The organism is Janthinobacterium sp. FT14W (assembly GCF_009208755.1).
Lineage (GTDB): Bacteria > Pseudomonadota > Gammaproteobacteria > Burkholderiales > Burkholderiaceae_D > Janthinobacterium > Janthinobacterium violaceinigrum.
The window spans coordinates 252,961-274,284 of record NZ_WFLL01000001.1; the positions used below are offsets into that span (position 1 = coordinate 252,961).

The following is a 21,324-nucleotide window of genomic DNA, read 5'->3' on the forward strand; positions in this document are numbered from 1 at the left end:
CGAACACCATGTCCATGAAACGTTTCCTGTGGCCAGCGGCGCTGCTGCCCTTGTGCCTGCCACTGCTGCTGCATGCGCAGACCCCGCTGGCAGACAGCCTGGGACTGGAGCAGCTGCAGCGCATTGCGCTCGAACGCAACCACGACGTGCGCGTGTCGGCACTGGCGCTCGATGGTGCCGCCGCCGCCGTGACCAGTGCTGCCGCGGCGCCCAATCCCATGCTGACGCTGCAAACCATGAACATCAACCCCGGCCTTGGCGTGGGTGCAGGCAGCTTGCGCAGCAAGACCGTCGACAGCAGCGTGCGTATCGACCAGCTGCTGGAGCGGGGCGGCAAGCGCGGCCTGCGCCGCGATGGCGCGCTGCACCAGGAGGAGGGGGCGCGCGAAGATGTGCGCGAGGCGCGGCGCCAGTTGCGTCTCGCCGTCAGCCAGGCGTATTACGATGCGCTGGCGGCGGGCGAGCGCCTGGCCATCCTCGGCGATACGGCGCAGCTGTACCAGCGTACCGTCGAGGTGGCGCAGAAGCAGCGGCAGGCGGGAGAAGTGTCGCCGGCGGACGTGGCGCGGCTGCAAGTTGAGGCGCTGCGCGCCAGCAACGATGCAGTGCAGGCGCGCAGCGATGTGGCGCACGCGCGCCAGGCGCTGGCCTTGCTGACGGGTATCGACAGCCGCCAGGCGCAGCTGCCGCTGGCCGATGGCTGGCCAGCGGCCGTCGCCGCCGGCACGCTGGCGCAGGCCGATCTGGCCGGTGCAGCCAGCGATGCTGCCATCGCGCGGCGGCCCGACGTGATGGCGGCCCAGGCGAGGGTGGCGGCAGCCCGGTCGGCGCACCAGCTGGCGCTCGCCGCACGCACGCGCGACGTGTCCATCGGCGTGCAAGCGGAACATTATCCGGCCAGCGCCAGCAATCCGCAGGGCAGCGGCAACAGTTTCGGCATATCCGTGCAGGTGCCGCTCTTCCTGCGCTACCAGTATGACGGCGAGATCCGCAGCGCCCAGGCGGCGCTGGACCTGGCGCAGGAAAACCTGGAGCAGGCGCGCATCCAGGCCAGGGCAGAGCTGAGTCGTTCCGCCCTCGACGTGCGCAGCAATGGCGAGCGTTTGCAGCGTATCGACGACAGCCTGCTGCCTGCCGCGCAAAAGTCGGCGCAGGCAGCGGAATTCGCGTACCAGCACGGCGCCCTGCCGATCGCAGATGTACTGGATGTGCGGCGCAGCTACCGTGCCGTGCAGCTCGACGCACTGGCCGCCCGCAACGACTACGCCAAGGCGCTGGCCGCCTGGCTGGCATCCTTTCCCACCGCATCTCTTGAAAGTACGACACCATGATATCGCGCAGCACGTTAACCTATGGCGCCCTGTTCGTCCTGCTGTGCGGCGGGTCCGCCGCGGGCGTGCAGTATCTGCAGCGGGCGCACGCCGCCGCCTTGCCGGCCGCAGCCGTTGCCAGCAGCGTCGCCGCGCCTGGCGTGCTGCATTTTGCCGTGAATGCGCCGCAGATGGCCACGCTGAAGATCGCCGCCGTGAGCGCCGTGCCGCTGCCGGCCAGCGCCGCGCTGAACGGACGTATTTCCTATGACGAAAACGTCACCACCCGCGTCAGTTCGCCCGTGCTGGGCCGCGTGCTGGCCTTGCATGCGGACAGCGGCGACAAGGTGGTGCGCGGCGCCCTGCTGGCTGACCTGGATTCGCCCGACCTGGCCAGTGCCGAGGCCGACTGGCGCAAGGCCCAGGCCGACGAAATGCGCAAGCAGCTGGCCTATCAGCGCGCCGACACGCTGTTCCGGGGAGAGGTGCTGGCGCGCAAGGATTACGAGTCGGCCGATGCCGACTTCCAGCAGGCACGCGCGGAAACGCGGCGCGCAGCCCTGCGCATGCATAGCCTGAACGCGGCCGGCAGCGACAACGGCCGCTACACGCTGCGCGCGCCGCTGGCCGGCACCATCGCCGACCGCCAGATCAACCCGGGCCAGGAAGTGCGTCCCGACGCCCCCGCGCCCCTGTTCGTCATCAGCGACTTGCGCCACCTGTGGCTGCTGGTCGACGTGCCGGAAAGCGCCGTCGCCAGCGTACGCCAGGGACAGGCTGTCAGTGTCGAGACGGATGCCTACCCGGGACGCCGCTTCAGCGCCACGGTGGCGCACGTGGCGCCGGTGCTGGACCCGCAGACGCGGCGCATCCAGGTGCGTTGCACACTGGATAATGCCGATGGCGCCCTGAAGCCGGAAATGTTTGCGCGCGCCTCCTTCCTGGCCGGCGACGGCAGCATGCTGGCCGTGGCCTTGCCGAATACCAGCCTGTTTGCCGAAGGCGTGTACAGTTATGTCTTCGTGGAAAAACAGCCTGGCACGTTTGAAAAGCGCCGGGTGAACGTGCGCATCAAGGGACGCGACAGCAGCTTTGTCGATGCGGGCGTGAGCGCCGGCGAGCGGGTCGTCACGGAAGGCGCCTTCCTCCTCAACGCCGAGGTGGCCAGCAATGCTCGCTAAGCTGATCGATTTTGTCCTGGCGCAGCGCGTCTTTGTGCTGATCCTGACGGCGGCGCTGGCCGTCTTCGGCTACCGCGCGCTGAGCAACCTGCCCATCGAAGCCTTTCCCGACGTGCAGGACGTGCAGGTGCAGATCGTCACGCAGTACCCGGGCCAGGCGCCGGAGGAAGTCGAACGCAACGTCACCTTGCCCATCGAGCGGGAAATGAGCGGCGTGCCACAGCAGACGCAACTGCGTTCCGTGACGATCACGGGCCTGTCCGTGGTGACCCTGACCTTTGCCGATGGCACGGACGACTATTTTGCGCGGCAGCAAGTGCTGGAAAAATTGCAGAACGTTACCTTGCCCACGGGCGTGCAGGCAAGCCTGGCGCCGTTGTCGACGGCGGTCGGTGAAATCTTCCGCTATGTGATCGAGGTGCCGCCAGGCATGGATGCGAACGAAGTGCGGGCCTTGCAGGACTGGGTCGTGCGTCCCGCGCTGCGCATCGTGCCCGGCGTGGCCGACGTCGTCAGCTTCGGCGGCACTGTCAAGGAATACCAGGTGCAGGTCGATCCGGCCGCCCTGCAGCGCTATGGCGTGACCATCGACCAGCTCAGCGCGGCCTTGAACAACAACAGCGCCAACGTGGGCGGCGGCCTGGTGCGGCGTGGCGACGAGGCGCTGGTGGTGCGCGGCATCGGCATCTTCGGCAGCATCGACGATATCGGCCGCGTCATCGTCAGCGCTAAGGGCGGGCGCACGGTGCTCGTGTCGGACCTGGCCGAAGTGACCGTGGGCAATCGTCCCCGTTCCGGCGTGGTGGCTTTCAACCGCGAAAACAGCGTGGTGGAAGGCATCGTGCAGATGAGCAAGGGCAGCAATGCCGCCAAGGTGGTGGCCGACGTCAAGCTGGCCATCGCCGGCCTCGATGCGCGCCTGCCGAAAGGCGTGCACCTGCGCACGATCTATGACCGCACGGAACTGATCGGCCACACGGTGCACACGGTGGCGGAAAACTTGCTGCTGGGCGCTGCGCTGGTGATCGCCATCCTGGTGATTTTCCTGGGCAACTGGCGCGCCGCCCTCATCGTCGCGGCCGTGATTCCCCTGTCGCTGCTGTTCGCCTTCATCATGCTCGACGCGCGCGGCATTCCCGCCAACCTGATTTCGCTGGGGGCGGTCGACTTCGGCATCATCATCGACAGCGCCGTGGTGCTGGTCGAGGCCTTGCTGGTGCGGCTGGCGCTGCTGGGCGAGCAGGAGCGGCACGATGCCTCCCTGCGCGAGCGCACGCTGAAGCAGACGGTCGTCGACCTGGGCCACCCCATCCTGTTTGCCAAGGCCATCATCATTGTCGCCTTCATCCCCATCTACACCTTCCAGCGCGTGGAAGGAAAGATCTTCTCGCCCGTCGCCTTCACGCTGAGCTTTGCCATGCTGGGCGCCATCATCCTGACCATGACCCTGGTGCCGACCTTGCTGGCCTGGACCATGCGCCGCCATCCGATGGCCGAAAAGCACAGCGCATGGCTGCAGCGCATCCAGGACGGCTATGGCCGCCTGTTGGCGGCGGCGCAGCGCCAGCGCATCTTCGTCATGCTCGCCTCGGTGCTGGCGCTGATCGTGACCCTGGCGCTGGCGCCCCTGCTGGGCAGCGAATTCCTGCCCAAGCTCGACGAGGGCAACCTGTGGCTGACGGTCAGCCTGCCGACCTCCAGTTCGCTGGAAAAGACACGCGCCGTGGAGCAGCAGGTACGCGCCATCATCCTGTCCTATCCGGAAGTGGGCAATGTCATCTCGCACGTGGGCCGGCCCGACGACGGGACCGACCCCAAGGGCAGCAACAACATGGAAATCCTGGCGGACCTGAAACCGCGCGGCAGCTGGCGCTTTGCGGACAAGGACGCGCTGGTGGCCGACATGTCGGCGAAGATACGCACCTTGCCCGGCGTGCCGACGAACTTTTCGCAAGTCATCGAAGACAATGTGGAAGAGGCGCTGTCCGGCGTGAAGGGCGAGATTGCCGTGAAGATCTACGGCCCCGACCTGGACGTGCTGACGCAAAAGAGCGAGCAGATCGCCGGCATCCTGGGCAGCATTGCGGGCGCGGCCGACGTGGGCGCCGTCAAGATCGGCGGACAAAGCGAACTCGACATCGTTATCGACCGCGAACGCATCGCCCGCCTGGGCGTCAACGTGGCCGATGTGAACACGGCGATCCAGACTGCGCTGGCGGGCAACGTCGTCAACGCGTATTTCGAAGGCGACCGGCGTTTCGACATTACCGTGCGCCTGAAGGAAGCGGCGCGCGATTCCGTCGACGCCATCGGCGCCCTGCAGGTCAATTTGCCAGGTGGCGCGGGCACGGTGGCGTTGGCCGAGCTGGCGCATATCGAGGTACGCCAGGGCGCGGCCCGCATCAGCCGCGAAGCGGGCGGGCGCAATGCGTCCGTCAAGGCCAATCTGCTGGGCCGCGACCAGGGCAGTTTTGTTGCTGAGGCTCAAGAAAAAGTGGCGCGGCTCGTGCACCTGCCGCCTGGCTACCAGATCACCTGGGGGGGGCAGTTCGAAAACCAGCAGCGCGCCGTAAAGCGCCTGGAAGTAATCGTGCCGATCACCGCGCTGATGATCTTTTCGCTGCTGTTCTGGGCCTTCCGCTCCGTGCGCAAGGCCATGCTGATCCTGTCCATCGTGCCGTTTACCCTGATCGGCGGCATCCTGGGCCTGGCGCTGGTCGGCCTGCATTTTTCCGTCTCGGCGGCGGTCGGCTTCATTGCCGTGGCCGGTATCTCGGTACAGAATGGCGTCATCATGGTCGAGCAGATCGTCGAGATCGCCCGGCACAATGGCAGCGCCGTCGATAGCGCCATCGCCGGCGCCGTGGCACGCCTGCGGCCCATTCTGATGACGGCGTTGATGGCGGGGCTGGGCTTGTTGCCGGCGGCGCTGTCGCATGGCATCGGCTCGGAAACCCAGCGCCCGTTCGCCGTGGTGATCGTGGGCGGCATCGTGTCGGCCACCTTCTTTACCTTGCTGCTGTTGCCTCTGGCCTATCCTTATTTTGCGGAAAAGAAAGGACTGTCCGCGGACGCGACCTGACGCAGCGGGTCCGAACCTGCCCAAAAGTGTCGCTTTTCTTTCCATGTGTGCCACCTCTGCCCGGGCGTGCCGCTGGCATGGCGCTTGCACCATGCACGGCATGAGCAATGCACAATGGGAGGATACGATGCGCGCGCAAAGCGGATTTACCCTGATAGAACTGATGATCGTGGTGGCCATCGCCGGCATCCTGGCGGCCGTGGCCATTCCCCAGTATGGCGACTATACGATGCGGGCCAAGGTCAGCAATGTGCTGGCGGCCGCCGCGCCGCTGAAGACGGCCGTGGCCCTGTGCGTGCAGGAAAACGGAGGCGAGGCGACGGCCTGCAGCACGCCCACCGCGGCCGTGCCAAGTTCCATTCCCGTCTTCAGCGCCACGCGCGAAGTGGCGAGCGCCACTGTGGACAAGGGCAATATCGTACTGACTCTCGCTGCCGACCTGGGCACGGGGATCGGCGGACAAAGCGTGACGATGACCATGAAGCCGGGCAGCAGCAGCCTGAGCTGGTTCAACAGCACCACCGTGACGAATCTGGCGGCGAAGGAAGCGATTACCAAAAACAACATTCCCGACGTGACCCCGACCCTGTAAGCGAGGCTTGCCAGCAGGGCATTACACGATTTTTTGCCGGTCCGCGATCAGCGCTTCATAGGTGAGGTTTTGCAGCAGGGTGTAGTGGGTCGGTTCCAGGTCGATGAATTGCACGCCATACGTGTAGATTTCAGCCACCTCGGCGGCATGGCCATTCGACGGCTTGCCCACGCTGACGTTCTGGATGCGCGCGCGCGTGTTGACGCGCATCTGATGCTTGTTCGGCTGCACCAGCAAGGTAAAGCTCAGTGCCACGCCCTCGTCGTCCGGCGTGAGCATGCTGGGCGCTTCGATCAGCGCGCCCGAGACGCTGAGGTTGACGATAAACACGGGCACGGGCGCCACGTCGCGATAGCTGAGCTGCGCGGGGATTTCCACTTTCACGCGCATGGCCGTGCGCAGGCTGGTGCCCTGGATGGCGTCGGGAAAACTCAGGTGGACATAATTGAGCGGGCGGCCAAAAATGCGCAGCACGCTACAGGCAAACGAACAGACGGTGACGCCGGAAAACACGCGGATGGTCAGCTTGTCGCCCTCGTTGAGCACGATGGCGGCGCCGTTTTCCATGGGAATCTTGACGATCAGGTACTCGTCTTTCACGTAGCCGATCAGGGTCGAGAAATGCTGGATGGGTTTGATGGTGCGATGCGTGATGAACTGGATGCGTCCGCCCACCTGCAGATTCATCGCCTCGAATTCGAAGTCCTGGAGCTTGGTTTCCGCGGCGGGCTTGTTGCTGGTCATGCGATGCTCATCTGGATATGGTCGACTCGCAGTATGCATGATTTCTTAATGAAAAAGCATTTATATCAATGAAATTCATATTGACATCGAAAAGTGCCCTGTGCACGTGCCGCTGCGGGATGCAGGCTTTACAATTGCGCCAATATTGACGAATGTAAATTTTATGTCACGCAGCTACTTCTGGACCATGTTGTTGTTGATCCTGCATCAAATCGACGCTGCCTACTGGAAAGAGTGGGAGATGTTTCATGTGCCGGGCGGCGTGCAGGGTTTTCTGATCTTTAACCTGGCTGCGATTGCCCTAGTGCTGGCCGGTTACCGGCACGTGCTGCTGGCCACCCCGCGGGCGACCCTGTATGCGGCAGTGTGCGCCGCGCTGGGTGTGGGAACCTGTCTGATCCATGCCGGCTTTGCGCTGGCGGGGCAGGAGCAGTTCCACTTGCCCCTGTCCGTGGCCATCATCGTGCTGTGCCTGGGCTGCGCCGTATGGCTGCTGTGCGACTTGCGCCGCGTCCAGGAGCAACTGGCGCGCCAGGCAGCCTAGTTACACCGCGGCGTGCCAGTCGCCCGACTTGCCGCCATGCTTTTCCAGCACGCGCACGTTCGTCATGACCATGCCCCGGTCGACGGCCTTGCACATGTCGTAGATCGTCAATAAACCGATCTGCACGGACGTCAGCGCTTCCATTTCCACGCCCGTCTTGCCCGTGGTGTCGACCTGGGCGCGGCAGTGCACGCTGTTGGCCGCTGCGTCCACTTCGAAATCGACGGTGACGCGCGTGAGGGCCAGCGGGTGGCACAGGGGTATCAGGTCGCTGGTGCGCTTGGCGCCCATGATGGCGGCGATGCGGGCGATGCCCAGCACGTCGCCTTTCTTGGCGTTGCCGGAAATAATCAATGCCAGGGTGGCGGGCTGCATGCGGATGGTGCCGGCGGCCACGGCGCTGCGGCGCGTGTCGTCCTTGTTGCCCACGTCGACCATATGGGCCTGGCCCGTGGCGTCGAAATGGGTCAGTTCCCCGGCGGGGGCTTGCTTGTCTGCTGTTGTCATGGCGTCAAAATAGGTGAGAAGTGGGGGTGCGGCGCGCCGTGCCACCGCGTCATGCCGCTGGCATGGCGCATGCTTGTTGCGTGGGAATGGGCGCCGCGAACAAGGTATGATAGCACCCGTGAATTCAAAAACTACCCTTCCGACCGTACTTGAAAACGCCCGTGCGGCATTGCTGCGCAGCCCCTGGCGCGTGTCCGTGCTCGCGGCCCTCTGCCTGGCTGCGCCATGCGCGCCGGCACAAACCTATACGTCCGCGCCGGCTGCCGGCACGGCGGCCAAGCCGGCCGGCAACTGGACGCCGCTGGCCGTGCCGCCGGCGCCGAACCTGCCCAACCTGGGCGATACCTCGCGCGAAGACCTGTCGCCGGCGATGGAGCGCAAGATCGGCGAGGAAATCATGCGGGGCATCCGTGGCGACCGCGACTACCTCGACGACGCGCCCCTGCTCGAATACCTGAATACCTTCGGCAACGCTCTCGTGGCGGCACGCCCCAGCGTGCGCGGCGAAACGAATTACGATTACTTTTTCTTTGCCGTGCGCGACCCGCAATTGAACGCATTTGCCTTGCCCGGCGGCTTCATCGGCGTCCACTCGGCCCTGGTGCTGGCGGCGCAAACGGAGGCGGAACTGGCTTCCGTGCTATCGCACGAGATCGGCCACGTGGCGCAGCGCCATATCGCGCGCATGCTGGGCCAGCAGCGCCAGGATGCGCTGATGCCGCTGGCGGCCATGCTGCTGGCGGCGCTGGCTTCGCGCGCGGGCGGCGACGTGGCCCTGGGCGTGTTTGCCGCCGGCCAGGGCCTGGCCATCCAGCGCCAGCTCAATTTCGGCCGCGATGCGGAACGCGAGGCGGACCGCATCGGCTTCCAGATCATGGGCGAGGCCGGTTTCGATACTACCGGCATGGTGGCCTTCTTCGGTCGCATGCAGGCGGCCAGCCGCTCGTACAGCGACCTGATGCCCGCCTATCTGCAGACGCACCCGCTGACGACGGAACGTATCGCCGACATCCAGGCGCGCATCCGCGAGCAGCCGTACAAGCAGCGCCCGGACAGCCTGAGTTTCCACCTGGCCCGCGCGCGCGCCCGCGTGCTGCAGGATGAAAGCGTGCAAGGCCTGTTGAATGCCAGGGCCGCGTTCAAGACGCAGCTGGAACAGCAAAGCCGCTTCCAGGTGACGGCCGCCCATTACGGCTTGTCTTTCGTTGCCGTCAAGCAGGGCAAGCCTGCCGAGGCGCAAAAGGAACTCGATGCGGCCAATGCCGCCCTGCACCAGCCTGCCGGACCGAATGTGTTTACTTCAGGCGGCACGCAGGGCCCCAATTCGCTGCTGGCGGCGATGGAGCTGGAAGTGTTGTTGATGCCGGCGCAAAAGAAGGAAGTGGCGCAGCAGGCGCTGAAGGCGGCCGATGCGGCGCGCCAGCAGTTTCCCCTGTCGCGCGGCATTGCCCACCAGTATGCGGAAGCGCTGATGGCTGCCGGCAAACTGGAGCAATCGACCGTGTACTTGCGCGACCAGGTGCAGCTGTACAAGGAAGAGCCGGAACTGTATGACTTGCTGGCAAAAGCCTATGCGGACCAGGGCAAGATGACCTTGCAGCACATGGCGCTGGCCGAATCCTACGTGCTGCAGGGCGCCACCATGGCCGCGCTGGACCAGCTGACGATCGCCCGCAAGTCGACGGACGCGACTTTCTATGACCAGGCCGTGATCGATGCGCGCGAGCGGGAATTGCAGGAAAAACGCCGCGAACAGCTCAAGGACCAGAAGGGCTAGCCCTTCTCCGCTTGCGGCGCGCGCTGGAAGCCGAAGGTGGGCGGCACGGCATCGTAGCTCAGGGGCTGCACGGCAATCTCCTTGCCGTTATGTAATAACACCAAGCTTCCCTGGCCATTTTCCAGCCAGGCCAGCAGCGCGTCGTCGCTCAAGGCTTGTCCGTCCAGGCGCAGCGCCGGCAGCACTTGCGCCATGTCGCGGTCGTCGACTTGCGCGACGACGTCGCCCTGGCGCAAGATCAGCGCGCCGTTGTCGCACAAATACGCGTGCGCGATCTGTTCCAGCGGCGCGCCCGTCTGCAGCAGGAAGCCGTGCTGCGGGTCGCTGCGGGCGATGTACGGCGTCGCTTCCAGATTCAGGTAGACGCGTTGCGGGCCATTCTGGAAAAACCAGCAGCCCCGTTCGTCATGGTCGTAATTGCGGTTGATAAAGTTCAACAGGGCCACGTGGGCGATCTTGTCGCCGGGCAATTGTTGCTGTTGCGCATGCTGGTCGCGCATGCGCCAGTGGCCGCGCGCGTCCAGGCCCAGCCAGCCGTAGCAGTGGGGCACGTTCGGCCATTTGGCCAGGGCCTGTTTGACGAGTTCATCCATGTGTAGCGTCTTCCGTGTGAGTGCGCGCATCGCCAGCGTGACAGCTTTGCGGCGCCAGTGGCGCCGTGTTGCCGCCTTCAAAAAAATGGAGCAGGCGCTGCGGCAGCCAGCGTGTGCTTCCCGGCAACTTGCCCACGGCAAAGCCGACGTGGCCGCCGTGACGCGGATACTCGAGCGTGACCCTGGGCGCCGCGCTGCGGGGCAGGAAGCGTCCGGGCAGGAAAGGATCATTTTGCGCATTCAGCACCAGGGTCGGCACGGTGATGTCCGGCAAGACGTGCTTGGCGCTGGCGCGGTGCCAGTAATCGTCGGCGTCGCGGTAGCCGTGCAGGGGCGCCGTGACGACATTGTCGAAGGCGTGCAGGTCGCGCGCGGCCAGCATGGCGTCGCGCGCGAACAGGCCGGGAAACTGTTCCAGCTTGGCCAGGCATTTGGGCTTGAGCGTGTTCAGGAACATGCGCGTATAGAGCCGGTTGGCGCCGGAAGACAGGGCCTTGCCCCCTTGCGCCAGGTCCAGCGGGGCCGACACGGCCGCGGCCGCATCGATGAAATCGGCCCGGTGCTGCGACTGGCCCAGCCAGCACAGCAGGGCGTTGCCGCCCAGCGAGACGCCGGCCGCGTAAAACTTGCCTGTCGCGCGCGGGCGCAGGCGCTGCACGATCCAGTCCACTTCCTGCGCATCGCCCGAATGGTAGAAGCGGGGCGCCAGGTTGGCTTCGCCCGAGCAGCCGCGAAAATGCGGCACGGCGCCCGACCAGCCGCGCGCGGCCACCTCGGCCATCAGGGCGCGCGCGTAGTGGCTGCTGGACGAGCCTTCCAGGCCGTGGAACAGCACCACGAAGGGCTGGCCCGGCTGGCCGTCGACCAGGTCGACGTCGACGAAATCGCCATCGGGCGCCTGCCAGCGTTCGCGGCGGAAGGCCACGGCGGGCTTGGCAAGGCACACGGCAGGGTAAATCGTCTGCGCATGGCCGCCAGGCAGCCAGAGCGGGGCGGTGTAGGAAAGAGATAAAGCCATCAGTGCAGGATCTGCGCTCCCGCGGCGTCGGCCGGCGCGCCACCGGGGGCGATGGAGGCGTGGTGCAGCACGATGCGCCAGCCGCGCGGCGTTTTCACATATACATTCGTGGCCAGCAGGTGGGCGGGAGCGCCATCTTCATTGGTGACGCCTTCGATCACCGTGTGTACCGAACTCATCAAATTATGCGTTTCATGCAGCTGGGCCGGCACGATATGCAGGCCGCCGCCCGCCAAGATGGCTTCCCACGAGGCGCGGATGGCGGCATGGCCGATCAGGCGGGCGCCGCCCGGGTGGATGCAGACGATCTCTTCATCGTCGGCCCAGAGCGCCATCAGCGCTTCGAGGTCGGCGCGGTGCAAGGCATCGTAGAAGGCCGCCTCGATTTCCGCGGCGCTGCCATTGAGTTCTTTCAGACGTTTCATGACGACTCCGGCTTGAGCGGTACAGCTAGCTGTGTAAATGAAAACGGCGCGCTGGGGGCGCGCCGCTGGGCAGTTTAATGATGGCCGGCGCTGGCGCCTTCCTTCAGGGTGTAGGCCGTGCCGCAGTACGGGCACTTGGCGATACCGTCCTTGTTGAATTCCAGGAAGACACGCGGATGCGACGACCACAGCGGCATGGCCGGGTTAGGGCAGTGGGCTGGCAGGTCTTTACTGTCGAGTTCGACCGCTGGCTGGGTGGTTTTTGTCATCTTGTCATGCTCCGTGAGGCTGTATGGAAGGAAGTCGGCTGCTGCCAAAAGCACGATTTTAACGGATTCAGGCAGACAGCAAAAATCATGGCTAAAATGGCGGCTCGACCCTCTTCGGCTGCGGCGCGTTTTTTTGCGGAAATTTGGCGCCTGCAGCGCCACACTGACTGGATTTGCCTTGCCGGTATCGCCGTTGTCGCCCTTGTCGCCACGCACCATTGTTGTGCAGTTACCACACTCAGCCAGCCGGAGCGCCGCATGAACGCCATCGCGGCCGCCCGTGACGATGCCCTGCTGAAAGACGCCTGGCGCGCGGGATTGAAACTGGGCGCGCCCAGCCTGCTGGGCATTGCCGCCTGGGGCATGGTGGTGGGCGTGGCCATGGTGAAAAGCGGCCTGACGGTGGCGCAGGCAGGGGCGATGACCCTGTTGGTCTTTGCCGGTTCGGCCCAGCTCGCTTCCCTGCCTTTGCTGGCGGCGCACGCGCCCGTGTGGGTGATCTTTGCCACGGCCCTCGTCGTCAATTTGCGTTTTGTCATCTTTTCCGTGCTGCTGGCCCCCCATTTTTCCCATCTGCCGTGGCGCCAGCGCTTTGCGCTCGGTTATGTGTCCGGCGATATCACGGTGGGCCTGTTCCTGCAGCGCTATCCCCATGAAACGCCGGACCCGGCCAAGCTGCCCTTCCTCAAGGGCCTGATCTACCCCAACTGGATGGCCTGGCAAATCGGTTCCTTCATCGGCATCGTGCTGGGCGCCGTCGTGCCGGCCGACTGGGGGCTGGGCTTTGCCGGCACCCTGGCGATCCTGTGCGTGACCGTGCCCCTGATCCTCAGCCGCGCGGCCCTGTGCGGCGTGCTGGTGGCGGGCACGGTGGCCGTGCTGGCCTATGGCTTGCCATATAAACTGGGCTTGCTGGTGGCCGTGCTGGTGGGCATGGTCAGCGCCATGGCCGTGGAAGAATTGACAGAAAAATGGACAAAACGCCATGTTTGACGGTATCGACTGGGGCAGGACCGACGTGTGGATCGCCATCGCCGTGCTGACGGTGGCCACGGCCGCCACGCGCAGCACATTCTGGCTGATCGGCCATCACATCAGCATCCCGCGCCGCATCAACGAGATGTTGCGCTATGCGCCGGCGTGCGCGCTGGCCGCCATCATCGCGCCCGACATGCTGATGGAGGGGCAGCAGGTGCACTTCGAATTATCTAATTTGAAACTCTTGTCGGGTATTGCCGCCACGATCTTTTTTGTGATCCGGCGCAATATGCTGCAAACCATCGTGTTTGGCATGCTGGTTTTCACGGGCTTGCGACTGTTGCACGTTTTTCAGTAAAGCAGGACAAATCGGCGATTTGCTCTGGTCATTGCGGTAAAATAGCGCACTTCCTTCCACTCGTCATCTGGATCGCCATGTCAGCTGTTCTCAACTTCATCCGTCTGCAAGATTTGATCGCCCAAAATGCACTGCAAGGCAAGCGCGTGTTTATCCGCGCCGACCTGAACGTCCCGCAAGATGACAGTGGCAAGATTACCGAAGACACGCGCATCCGCGCCTCGGTGCCGGCCATCCGCGCCGCCCTCGACGCTGGCGCTGCCGTCATGGTGACGTCGCACCTGGGCCGTCCGACGGAAGGCGAATTCAAGCCGGCCGACAGCCTGGCGCCCGTGGCGGCACGCCTGTCCGAGCTGCTGGGTCAGGAAGTTGCACTGAAACAAAACTGGATCGACGGCGCCGGCCTGGAAAACCTGGCTGCCGGCCAGGTCGTCTTGCTGGAAAACGTGCGCGTCAACAAGGGCGAAAAGAAAAACAGCGATGAGCTGGCGCAAAAAATGGCCAAATTGTGCGATATCTATGTCAATGACGCGTTTGGCACGGCCCACCGCGCCGAGGCGTCCACGCACGGCATCGCCAAGTTCGCGCCCGTCGCCTGCGCCGGCCCGCTGCTGGCTGCCGAACTGGACGCGCTGGGCAAGGCCTTGCACGCGCCGGCCCGCCCATTGCTGGCCATCGTTGCTGGTTCGAAAGTATCGAGCAAGCTGACCATCTTGAAAGCCCTGTCCGACAAGGTCGATAACCTGATCGTCGGCGGCGGCATCGCCAACACTTTCATGAAAGCCGTTGGCTTGAACGTGGGCAAGTCGCTGGTGGAAGCGGAACTCGTCGATGAAGCAAAAGCCATCATCGAGATCATGGCCAAGCGCGGCGCGCAAGTGCCGATTCCTGTCGATGTCGTGTGCGCCAAGGAGTTTTCGCCCACGGCCGTCGCCACCGTCAAGGACGTGGCCGACGTGGCGGACGACGACATGATCCTCGATATCGGCCCGAAAACGGCTGCCCTGCTGGCGCAGCAGATCGCCGCCGCCGGCACCATCGTGTGGAACGGCCCCGTGGGCGTGTTCGAATTCGACCAGTTTGGCAACGGCACCAAAACCCTGGCGCTGGCCATTGCTGAATCGAAAGCTTTTTCGATTGCCGGCGGTGGCGACACCCTGGCGGCGATTGCCAAATACGACATTACCGATCAAATCAGCTATATCTCGACGGGCGGCGGCGCTTTCCTGGAATTCTTGGAAGGCAAGACTTTGCCAGCAGTCGAAATTCTGATGCAGCGCGCCGGCTAAGACGGCGTGTTCAGCAGTTCAGTACCAAGCGCAGCCTGACCGCTGCGCTTTTACCTTGCCGGATGCCTGCTCAACCGGCCTTGCTCACCTTCGCTCGCGCACAAGGATTCCTATGCCACGTGGTACAAAAATCGTAGCAACAATCGGCCCCGCCTCCACTGACTTCGATATCCTGGTCAAGATGATACGGGCGGGCGTCGACGTGGTGCGTTTGAATTTTTCCCACGGCAAGGCGCAAGACCATATCGACCGGGCGGCGCTGGTACGCCTGGCTGCGCTCGAGTGCGGCCGCGAAGTGGCCATCATGGCCGACATGCAGGGGCCGAAGATTCGCGTCGGCAAGTTTGAAAATTCCCGCATCCAGCTCGAGGCGGGCGACAAGTTCATCCTCGACGCCAAGTGGGGCGAGAACGGCGAACTGGGCAACCAGGAAAGAGTCGGCCTCGACTACAAGGCCCTGCCGCGCGACCTGCACAAGCATGACGTGCTGCTGCTCAACGATGGCCTCATCGTGCTGATCGTCGAGCGCATCCACGGCAGCGAAATCCACACGACCGTGAAAATCGGCGGCGAGTTGTCGAACAACAAGGGCATCAACCGCCAGGGCGGCGGCTTGTCCGCGCCCGCGCTGACGGCCAAGGATATGGAAGATATCAAGACGGCCATGAGTTTCCAGGCCGACTATCTGGCGATTTCCTTCCCAAAATGCGCGACCGACATGGAAATGGCGCGCCAGCTGGCCAATATCGCGGGCGAACCGTACCACCACAAGCCGATGATGATCGCCAAGATCGAGCGCGCGGAAGCCATTCCTGCCCTGCAGGAAATCCTCGACGCGTCAGACGGCATCATGGTGGCGCGCGGCGACCTGGCCGTTGAGGTGGGCAATGCGGCCGTGCCGGCCCTGCAGAAGCGCATGATCAAGATGGCGCGCGCGTCGAACAAGCTGGCGATCACGGCCACGCAGATGATGGAATCGATGATCGTCCACGCCGTGCCCACCCGCGCCGAAGTATCGGACGTGGCCAACGCCGTGCTGGACGGCACCGACGCCGTCATGACGTCGGCCGAGACGGCGTCGGGCAAGTACCCGATCGAAACGGTGGAAATGATGGCCGCCATCTGCGTCGAGGCGGAACAGTCCGAATACAACAAGCTGGACGCCGATTTCCTCAACGTCACGTTTACCCGCATCGACCAGTCGATCGCCTACGGCGCCCTGTTCACGGCCCACCATTTGCGCGTGAAAGCCATCGTGGCCCTGACGGAGTCCGGCTCCACCGCTTTGTGGATGAGCCGCCACAGCATCGACACGCCGATCTACGCGCTCACGCCCAGTGTGACGACTTTGCGCAAAGCCGCGCTGTACCGCAATGTTCGGGCGTATCATCTGATGCAGAACGCCCCCAGCGCGCAGGTGCTGAAACAGGCGGAAGACTTGCTGGTGGAACAGGGCATCGTCCGGAAGGGCGACATGATCGTCGTCACCTGGGGCGAGCCCATGGGCCAGGTGGGGGGCACGAACGCCCTTAAGATTGTCAAGGTGGGCGACCTTGAATCAGTGCTGATCTGATGTAAAGAATTCAGGCGCCGGCGCGGCCATCCGCCACGAGCCGCGCAGCGCCGCAACGGTTTCTATTGTTATCTGGAGTATTACCATGTCTCTCGTATCCATGCGTCAACTGCTGGACCATGCCGCCGAAAACGGTTATGGCATTCCTGCTTTCAACGTCAATAACCTGGAGCAAGTGCAAGCCATCATGGCCGCCGCCGATGCCCTGAACTCGCCGGTGATCATGCAGGCGTCCGCTGGCGCGCGCAAGTACGCCGGTGAAGCGTTCCTGCGCCACCTGATCGACGCCGCCGTCGAAGCCTACCCGCACATTCCCGTCGTCATGCACCAGGATCACGGCCAGTCGCCGGCCGTCTGCATGGCCGCCATCCGCTCGGGTTTTACTTCCGTGATGATGGACGGTTCGCTGGAAGCCGATGGCAAGTCGGTGGCTTCCTACGAATACAACGTGGAAGTGTCGCGTGAAGTGGTGAAATTCTCGCACGCCATCGGCGTGACGGTGGAAGCGGAGCTGGGCGTGCTCGGTTCGCTGGAAACCATGAAGGGCGACAAGGAAGACGGCCACGGCGCCGACGGCACCATGACGCGCGAACAACTGTTGACGGACGTGGCGCAAGCGGCCGACTTCGTGCAGCGCACCCAGTGCGACGCCCTGGCCATCGCCATCGGCACCTCGCACGGCGCCTACAAATTCACGCGCAAGCCGACGGGCGACATCCTGGCCATCGACCGCATCAAGGAAATCCACGCGCGTATCCCGAACACCCACCTGGTGATGCACGGCTCGTCGTCGGTGCCGCAGGAATTGCTGGCCATCATCCGCGAATTCGGCGGCGACATGAAGGAAACCTACGGCGTGCCCGTCGAGGAAATCCAGGAAGGCATCCGTCACGGCGTGCGCAAGATCAACATCGACACCGACATCCGCCTGGCGATGACGGCCGCGATCCGCAAGTACCTGTTCGAGAACCCGTCGAAATTCGACCCGCGCGACTTCCTGAAGCCAGCGCGCACCGCTGCCGAGCAGATCGTGCGCGCCCGCATGCAGGCATTCGGCTGCGAAGGCCAGGCCTCGAAAATCAAGGCCATGCCACTGGAAAAAATGGCCGAGCGCTACAAGGCCGGCGAGCTGTCGCAAATTGTGAAGTAAAATTCTGTCTGGAACGGGCAGCTGGCATGCGCATACCGCGCATGCCAGCACCCGATTTTCTCGACCGGCGGGCGCCCCCTGCCTGCCGGTTTCGTTTCATCCAACTATTCCCCCGCTATGAACAGCCTCTATCAGACTTCCATCCACTCCCTGCCATTGCTGGGCCACGGCAAGGTCCGCGACAACTACGCCGTTGGCGACGACAAGATCCTGATCGTCACCACGGACCGCCTGTCGGCCTTCGATGTCGTCATGAACGAGCCTATCCCCGGCAAGGGCAAGGTACTCAACCAGATGAGCGACTTCTGGTTCGAGAAACTGGGCCATATCGTGCCGAACCACCTGACCGGCGTGGCGCCGGAATCCGTGGTGGCGCCCGAGGAAGTGGAGCAAGTGCAAGGCCGCGCCGTCGTGGCCAAGCGTCTGAAGCCCATCATGGTCGAGGCGGTCGTGCGCGGCTACATCATCGGTTCGGGCTGGAAAGATTACCAGGATACGGGCAGCATCTGCGGCATCGCGTTGCCAGCGGGCCTGCAACAGGCGGAAAAACTGCCGGAACCGATCTTCACCCCGGCAGCCAAGGCCGAGCTGGGCGAGCATGACGAAAACATCAGCTTTGCTGAAATGGAAGAACGCATCGGTGCCGACCTGGCTGCCAAGATGCGCGACGTGGCCATCGCCCTGTACAAGACGGCCGCCGAATACGCGGCCACGCGCGGCATCATCATTGCCGACACCAAGTTCGAATTCGGCCTGGACGACAATGGCGTCATGCACCTGATGGATGAAGTGCTGACGGCCGACTCGTCGCGCTTCTGGCCTGCGGATTCGTACCGGCCTGGCATCTCGCCGCCGTCGTTCGACAAGCAATTCGTGCGCGACTACCTGGAAACGCTGACCTGGGGCAAGACCGCACCGGCGCCAGCGCTGCCGGCCGACGTCATCGAAAAAACCCAGGCCAAGTACTTTGAAGCCATCGAACGCCTGACGGGCGAGAAGCTGAAGGCCTGAGATGAGCGAGCACAATAAGCCGCTGGTCGGCGTCATCATGGGCTCGTCCTCGGACTGGGACGTGATGCAGAATGCGGTGGCCATCCTGAAACAGTTTGGCGTGCCGTACGAAGCGCAAGTCATTTCCGCGCACCGCATGCCCGACGAGATGTATGCGTATGCCAAAAGCGCGCGCGCGCGCGGCCTGCGCGCCATCATTGCCGGCGCCGGCGGCGCCGCCCACCTGCCTGGCATGGTGGCGGCGATGACCATCGTGCCCGTGCTGGGCGTGCCCGTGCCGTCGAAATACCTGCGCGGCGAAGATTCCATGCTGTCCATCCTGCAAATGCCCAAGGGCGTGCCGGTAGCCACCTTCGCCATCGGCGAAGCGGGCGCCGCGAATGCGGCGCTGACGGCGGTGGCGTTGCTTGCCGCCAACGACGATGCCCTGGCCGACCAGCTGGAAGTCTTCCGTGCCACGCAAACGGCTGCCGCCAAGGCCATGGTCTTGCCTGAATAATGTGTTTGAAAAATAATGAATAGTAAATCGACTTCCCCATTGCTGCCTGCCGCCCATCCACCGGCATGGCTGGGCGTGATGGGCGGCGGCCAGCTCGGCCGCATGTTTGCCCAGGCCGCCCAGAGCATGGGCTATCAGGTGGCCGTCCTGGAACCGTCGGACGCCTGCCCTGCGGGGCAGGTGGCGCAGCGCCTGGTGAATGCCGGCTACGATGATGCGGCCGGCCTCGACGCGCTGGCCGCGCAATGCCTGGCCGTCACCACGGAATTCGAAAACGTGCCGGCCGACAGCCTGTCGCGCCTGGCTGGGCACGTGTTCGTGGCGCCCGACGCGCACGGCGTATCGGTGGCGCAGGACCGCATCGCGGAAAAGCGTTTCTTTGTCGACTGCGCCCCGAAATCGGGCGTACTGCCGGCGCCGCACATGGTCATCGCCGCGCAGCCAGACATCGATGCCATCGGCGACGACTTGCTGCCCGGCATACTGAAAACCGTGCGCATGGGCTATGACGGCAAGGGCCAGTACCGCGTGCGCACGCGCGACGACGTGCGCGCCGCGTTTGCGGAAATGGGCGAGGTGACTTGCCTGTTGGAAAAAATGTTGCCGCTGGCCTATGAAGTGTCCGTGCTGACGGCGCGCGGCGTGGACGGCCAGTCGGTCGTGTACCCGATCGCCGAAAACGTGCACCGCGACGGCGTGCTGTTTACCACCACGGTGCCGGGCCCGAACGTGTCGGACGACTGCGCCGCCAGGGCGCAGCGGGCGGCGCAAGCCATGGTCGCCGAACTGGGCTATGTCGGCGTGCTGTGCATCGAATTCTTCGTGCTGGCAGACGGCAGCCTGGTGGTCAATGAAATGGCGCCCCGCCCGCACAACAGCGGCCACTACACGATGGATGCCTGCGTCACCAGCCAGTTCGCGCAGCAGGTACGCGCCATGGCGCGCTTGCCGCTGGGCGACGTGCGCCAGCATTCGCCGGCCGTCATGCTCAACATCCTGGGCGACGCCTGGTTTGCCGGCGACAGCGACGTCGCCATCGAACCGGCCTGGGACCAGGTGCTGGCGCTGCCGGGCGCCTGCCTGCACCTGTATGGCAAGGACGACCCGCGCCGCGGCCGCAAGATGGGGCATCTGACCCTGGTGGCGGTCACCCTGGCGCAAGCGCAGCAGCGCCTGCGCGACGCGTGCCTGATCCTGGGAATTGCGCCGTGAGCGTGCCCGCACAAGACCTGGACCAGGCCGCCGTCGCGGCGGCCGCCGCCGTGCTGGAAGCGGGCGGCCTCGTCGCATTTCCGACGGAAACGGTGTACGGCCTGGGCGCCGATGCGGAAAACCCCGCCGCCGTGGCGCGCATCTACGAAGCCAAGGGCCGGCCATCGGACCACCCCGTGATCGTGCACGTGGCGCCCGGCGCCGACCTGGCGCACTGGTCCGACGATATCCCGCCCGAAGCGCAGCAGCTGGTGGCCGCCTTCTGGCCCGGTCCGCTGACCCTGATCGTCAAGCGCGCCGCGCACATTCCCGACGCCGTGTCCGGCGGCCAGGATACGGTGGGCCTGCGCTGCCCGTCGCATCCGGTGGCTATCGCATTGCTACGCGCTTTCAAGGGCGGCAAGGGCGGCCTGGCGGCGCCGTCGGCGAACAAATTCGGCAATGTCAGCCCCACCACGGCGCAGCACGTGCGCGACGAGTTCGCGGCGGAACTGGACAGCGGCCTGCTGGGCCAGGTCCTCGACGGCGGGCAGAGCGACGTGGGCATCGAGTCGACCATCGTCGACCTGTCGCGCCTGGCCACGCACGGTCCCGTGCTGCTGCGTCCCGGCCATATCAGCAGCGAGCAGATCGCCGCCGTCATCCAACGGGCGCCGGCGATGGCCGATGCGGCCGCGCCGCGCGCCTCGGGCACCCTGGAATCGCATTACGCACCGCATACGCCTGTTGCGATGCAGCACAGCGACGACGTGCGCGCCACCTTGAACCGCCTGCTCAATGACGGGCGCCGCGTGGCCCTGATCCACTACTCGGATCTGCCGCCGGCCAGCGCCAGCGTGCGCCTGGCCGCCAGCCCGGAAAACTACGCGCACGCGCTGTACGCCTCGCTGCGCACGATGGACCAGGTCGGCGCCGAGCTGATACTCGTCGAAGCGCCGCCCACCGACCCCGCGTGGCTGGGCGTGAATGACCGTTTGCGGCGTGCCGCATTCGGCTCAAGTGGTATCTTGCAGCAATTTCTATCCGCATAAAAAGAGCCCCGCAAGGGGCTTTTTCTTGATGCAGCGCAATAGAGATGCTTGCCACGGAACATCTTAATTCCTCCATAATTCATGCGATCGCCCTGTCGCGGCAGGGTGCTGGCAGTGTTGTTATTTCGTTGATTTTTAAAACATATTTTCTATACAAGCCTGAGGAACGATGGCATATTAG

At 64.5% G+C, this 21,324-nt stretch carries 21 protein-coding genes; 15 read left to right on the forward strand and 6 right to left on the reverse strand.

The window, feature by feature from the left end; genetic code table 11:
- Nucleotides 1–8 precede the first annotated feature (8 nt).
- The 4 genes from GCN74_RS01115 to GCN74_RS01130 all read left to right on the forward strand — a co-directional run bounded on the left by GCN74_RS01115 (nucleotide 9) and on the right by GCN74_RS01130 (nucleotide 6,165).
- Complete coding sequence (locus tag GCN74_RS01115; RefSeq protein WP_152254942.1) at nucleotides 9–1,331, forward strand: TolC family protein; 1,323 nt, start codon at nucleotides 9–11, stop codon at nucleotides 1,329–1,331.
- Nucleotides 1,328–2,491: an efflux RND transporter periplasmic adaptor subunit gene (locus tag GCN74_RS01120; protein ID WP_152254943.1), complete on the forward strand. Its 1,164-nt coding sequence runs from the start codon at nucleotides 1,328–1,330 to the stop codon at nucleotides 2,489–2,491. The genes GCN74_RS01115 and GCN74_RS01120 overlap by 4 nt, the downstream gene beginning before the upstream one ends.
- The gene (locus tag GCN74_RS01125) at nucleotides 2,481–5,573 is read left to right on the forward strand and encodes an efflux RND transporter permease subunit (protein WP_152254944.1); all 3,093 of its coding nucleotides are present in this window, start codon (nucleotides 2,481–2,483) and stop codon (nucleotides 5,571–5,573) included. The genes GCN74_RS01120 and GCN74_RS01125 overlap by 11 nt, the downstream gene beginning before the upstream one ends.
- 100 nt (nucleotides 5,574–5,673) lie before the next feature.
- Complete coding sequence (locus GCN74_RS01130; RefSeq protein ID WP_319633443.1) at nucleotides 5,674–6,165, forward strand: pilin; 492 nt, start codon at nucleotides 5,674–5,676, stop codon at nucleotides 6,163–6,165.
- A gap of 21 nt (nucleotides 6,166–6,186) precedes the next feature.
- Here GCN74_RS01130 and GCN74_RS01135 read toward each other — a convergent pair whose 3' ends face one another.
- Nucleotides 6,187–6,909: a flagellar brake protein gene (locus tag GCN74_RS01135; RefSeq protein ID WP_152254945.1), complete on the reverse strand. Its 723-nt coding sequence runs from the start codon at nucleotides 6,907–6,909 to the stop codon at nucleotides 6,187–6,189.
- 163 nt (nucleotides 6,910–7,072) lie between these two features.
- Here GCN74_RS01135 and GCN74_RS01140 point away from each other — a divergent pair, with 163 nt between their 5' ends.
- Nucleotides 7,073–7,453 (forward strand): DUF6713 family protein, encoded by a 381-nt coding sequence (locus tag GCN74_RS01140; RefSeq protein WP_152254946.1) that lies wholly within the window; start codon nucleotides 7,073–7,075, stop codon nucleotides 7,451–7,453.
- Here the strand turns inward: GCN74_RS01140 and moaC are convergent, their stop codons facing one another.
- Nucleotides 7,454–7,960, reverse strand: coding sequence for a cyclic pyranopterin monophosphate synthase MoaC (gene moaC / locus GCN74_RS01145; RefSeq protein WP_152254947.1), 507 nt, complete (start codon nucleotides 7,958–7,960; stop codon nucleotides 7,454–7,456).
- Between the two features lie 196 nt (nucleotides 7,961–8,156).
- Here moaC and GCN74_RS01150 point away from each other — a divergent pair, with 196 nt between their 5' ends.
- Nucleotides 8,157–9,737 (forward strand): M48 family metalloprotease, encoded by a 1,581-nt coding sequence (locus tag GCN74_RS01150; RefSeq protein WP_152254948.1) that lies wholly within the window; start codon nucleotides 8,157–8,159, stop codon nucleotides 9,735–9,737.
- Here the strand turns inward: GCN74_RS01150 and GCN74_RS01155 are convergent.
- The 4 genes from GCN74_RS01155 to GCN74_RS01170 form a co-directional block, all read right to left on the reverse strand.
- A complete protein-coding gene (locus GCN74_RS01155; RefSeq protein WP_152254949.1) occupies nucleotides 9,734–10,330 on the reverse strand; it encodes a DUF2946 family protein in 597 nt (198 codons plus the stop codon). The genes GCN74_RS01150 and GCN74_RS01155 overlap by 4 nt on opposite strands.
- Nucleotides 10,323–11,348, reverse strand: a complete 1,026-nt coding sequence (locus GCN74_RS01160) for a YheT family hydrolase (RefSeq protein WP_152254950.1) — start codon at nucleotides 11,346–11,348, stop codon at nucleotides 10,323–10,325. The genes GCN74_RS01155 and GCN74_RS01160 overlap by 8 nt, the downstream gene beginning before the upstream one ends.
- Nucleotides 11,348–11,773 carry a YybH family protein gene (locus GCN74_RS01165; protein ID WP_152254951.1) on the reverse strand — a complete coding sequence of 142 codons (426 nt, stop codon included), beginning with the start codon at nucleotides 11,771–11,773 and terminating at the stop codon, nucleotides 11,348–11,350. Before GCN74_RS01165 ends, GCN74_RS01160 begins: the two co-directional genes overlap by 1 nt.
- Before the next feature lie 74 nt (nucleotides 11,774–11,847).
- The gene (locus GCN74_RS01170; RefSeq protein WP_034780619.1) at nucleotides 11,848–12,042 is read right to left on the reverse strand and encodes a zinc-finger domain-containing protein; all 195 of its coding nucleotides are present in this window, start codon (nucleotides 12,040–12,042) and stop codon (nucleotides 11,848–11,850) included.
- Between the two features lie 258 nt (nucleotides 12,043–12,300).
- On the opposite strand from GCN74_RS01170, the gene GCN74_RS01175 reads away from it, so the two are divergent.
- The 9 genes from GCN74_RS01175 to GCN74_RS01215 all read left to right on the forward strand — a co-directional run bounded on the left by GCN74_RS01175 (nucleotide 12,301) and on the right by GCN74_RS01215 (nucleotide 21,143).
- The gene (locus GCN74_RS01175; protein ID WP_152254952.1) at nucleotides 12,301–13,035 is read left to right on the forward strand and encodes an AzlC family ABC transporter permease; all 735 of its coding nucleotides are present in this window, start codon (nucleotides 12,301–12,303) and stop codon (nucleotides 13,033–13,035) included.
- Nucleotides 13,028–13,378, forward strand: a complete 351-nt coding sequence (locus tag GCN74_RS01180) for an AzlD domain-containing protein (protein WP_152254953.1) — start codon at nucleotides 13,028–13,030, stop codon at nucleotides 13,376–13,378. Before GCN74_RS01175 ends, GCN74_RS01180 begins: the two co-directional genes overlap by 8 nt.
- A gap of 77 nt (nucleotides 13,379–13,455) precedes the next feature.
- Nucleotides 13,456–14,667: a phosphoglycerate kinase gene (locus GCN74_RS01185; protein ID WP_152254954.1), complete on the forward strand. Its 1,212-nt coding sequence runs from the start codon at nucleotides 13,456–13,458 to the stop codon at nucleotides 14,665–14,667.
- Nucleotides 14,668–14,779: 112 nt separating this feature from the next.
- Nucleotides 14,780–16,240, forward strand: coding sequence for a pyruvate kinase (pyk, locus tag GCN74_RS01190; RefSeq protein WP_152254955.1), 1,461 nt, complete (start codon nucleotides 14,780–14,782; stop codon nucleotides 16,238–16,240).
- Nucleotides 16,241–16,325: 85 nt separating this feature from the next.
- Nucleotides 16,326–17,390, forward strand: coding sequence for a class II fructose-bisphosphate aldolase (gene fba, locus GCN74_RS01195; protein WP_131373443.1), 1,065 nt, complete (start codon nucleotides 16,326–16,328; stop codon nucleotides 17,388–17,390).
- 117 nt (nucleotides 17,391–17,507) lie between these two features.
- Entirely contained in the window at nucleotides 17,508–18,401 is an 894-nt protein-coding gene (locus tag GCN74_RS01200; protein ID WP_152254956.1) for a phosphoribosylaminoimidazolesuccinocarboxamide synthase, read from the forward strand.
- Between the two features lies 1 nt (nucleotide 18,402).
- The gene (gene purE / locus GCN74_RS01205) at nucleotides 18,403–18,900 is read left to right on the forward strand and encodes a 5-(carboxyamino)imidazole ribonucleotide mutase (protein WP_152254957.1); all 498 of its coding nucleotides are present in this window, start codon (nucleotides 18,403–18,405) and stop codon (nucleotides 18,898–18,900) included.
- A 15-nt stretch (nucleotides 18,901–18,915) separates the two neighbouring features.
- Complete coding sequence (locus tag GCN74_RS01210) at nucleotides 18,916–20,112, forward strand: 5-(carboxyamino)imidazole ribonucleotide synthase (RefSeq protein WP_152254958.1); 1,197 nt, start codon at nucleotides 18,916–18,918, stop codon at nucleotides 20,110–20,112.
- A complete protein-coding gene (locus tag GCN74_RS01215; protein WP_152254959.1) occupies nucleotides 20,109–21,143 on the forward strand; it encodes an L-threonylcarbamoyladenylate synthase in 1,035 nt (344 codons plus the stop codon). Before GCN74_RS01210 ends, GCN74_RS01215 begins: the two co-directional genes overlap by 4 nt.
- Nucleotides 21,144–21,324: the final 181 nt, after the last annotated feature.

Bases quoted from the DNA above. Each gene is read 5' to 3' on its own strand.
- GCN74_RS01115 (WP_152254942.1), top strand. From the start codon at position 9: ATGTCCATGAAACGTTTCCTGTGGCCAGCGGCGCTGCTGCCCTTGTGC.
- GCN74_RS01120 (WP_152254943.1), top strand. From the start codon at position 1,328: ATGATATCGCGCAGCACGTTAACCTATGGCGCCCTGTTCGTCCTGCTG.
- GCN74_RS01125 (WP_152254944.1), top strand. From the start codon at position 2,481: ATGCTCGCTAAGCTGATCGATTTTGTCCTGGCGCAGCGCGTCTTTGTG.
- GCN74_RS01130 (WP_319633443.1), top strand. From the start codon at position 5,674: ATGAGCAATGCACAATGGGAGGATACGATGCGCGCGCAAAGCGGATTT.
- GCN74_RS01135 (WP_152254945.1), bottom strand. From the start codon at position 6,909: ATGACCAGCAACAAGCCCGCCGCGGAAACCAAGCTCCAGGACTTCGAA.
- GCN74_RS01140 (WP_152254946.1), top strand. From the start codon at position 7,073: ATGTCACGCAGCTACTTCTGGACCATGTTGTTGTTGATCCTGCATCAA.
- moaC (WP_152254947.1), bottom strand. From the start codon at position 7,960: ATGACAACAGCAGACAAGCAAGCCCCCGCCGGGGAACTGACCCATTTC.
- GCN74_RS01155 (WP_152254949.1), bottom strand. From the start codon at position 10,330: ATGGATGAACTCGTCAAACAGGCCCTGGCCAAATGGCCGAACGTGCCC.
- GCN74_RS01160 (WP_152254950.1), bottom strand. From the start codon at position 11,348: ATGGCTTTATCTCTTTCCTACACCGCCCCGCTCTGGCTGCCTGGCGGC.
- GCN74_RS01165 (WP_152254951.1), bottom strand. From the start codon at position 11,773: ATGAAACGTCTGAAAGAACTCAATGGCAGCGCCGCGGAAATCGAGGCG.
- GCN74_RS01170 (WP_034780619.1), bottom strand. From the start codon at position 12,042: ATGACAAAAACCACCCAGCCAGCGGTCGAACTCGACAGTAAAGACCTG.
- GCN74_RS01175 (WP_152254952.1), top strand. From the start codon at position 12,301: ATGAACGCCATCGCGGCCGCCCGTGACGATGCCCTGCTGAAAGACGCC.
- GCN74_RS01180 (WP_152254953.1), top strand. From the start codon at position 13,028: ATGTTTGACGGTATCGACTGGGGCAGGACCGACGTGTGGATCGCCATC.
- GCN74_RS01185 (WP_152254954.1), top strand. From the start codon at position 13,456: ATGTCAGCTGTTCTCAACTTCATCCGTCTGCAAGATTTGATCGCCCAA.
- pyk (WP_152254955.1), top strand. From the start codon at position 14,780: ATGCCACGTGGTACAAAAATCGTAGCAACAATCGGCCCCGCCTCCACT.
- fba (WP_131373443.1), top strand. From the start codon at position 16,326: ATGTCTCTCGTATCCATGCGTCAACTGCTGGACCATGCCGCCGAAAAC.
- GCN74_RS01200 (WP_152254956.1), top strand. From the start codon at position 17,508: ATGAACAGCCTCTATCAGACTTCCATCCACTCCCTGCCATTGCTGGGC.
- purE (WP_152254957.1), top strand. From the start codon at position 18,403: ATGAGCGAGCACAATAAGCCGCTGGTCGGCGTCATCATGGGCTCGTCC.
- GCN74_RS01210 (WP_152254958.1), top strand. From the start codon at position 18,916: ATGAATAGTAAATCGACTTCCCCATTGCTGCCTGCCGCCCATCCACCG.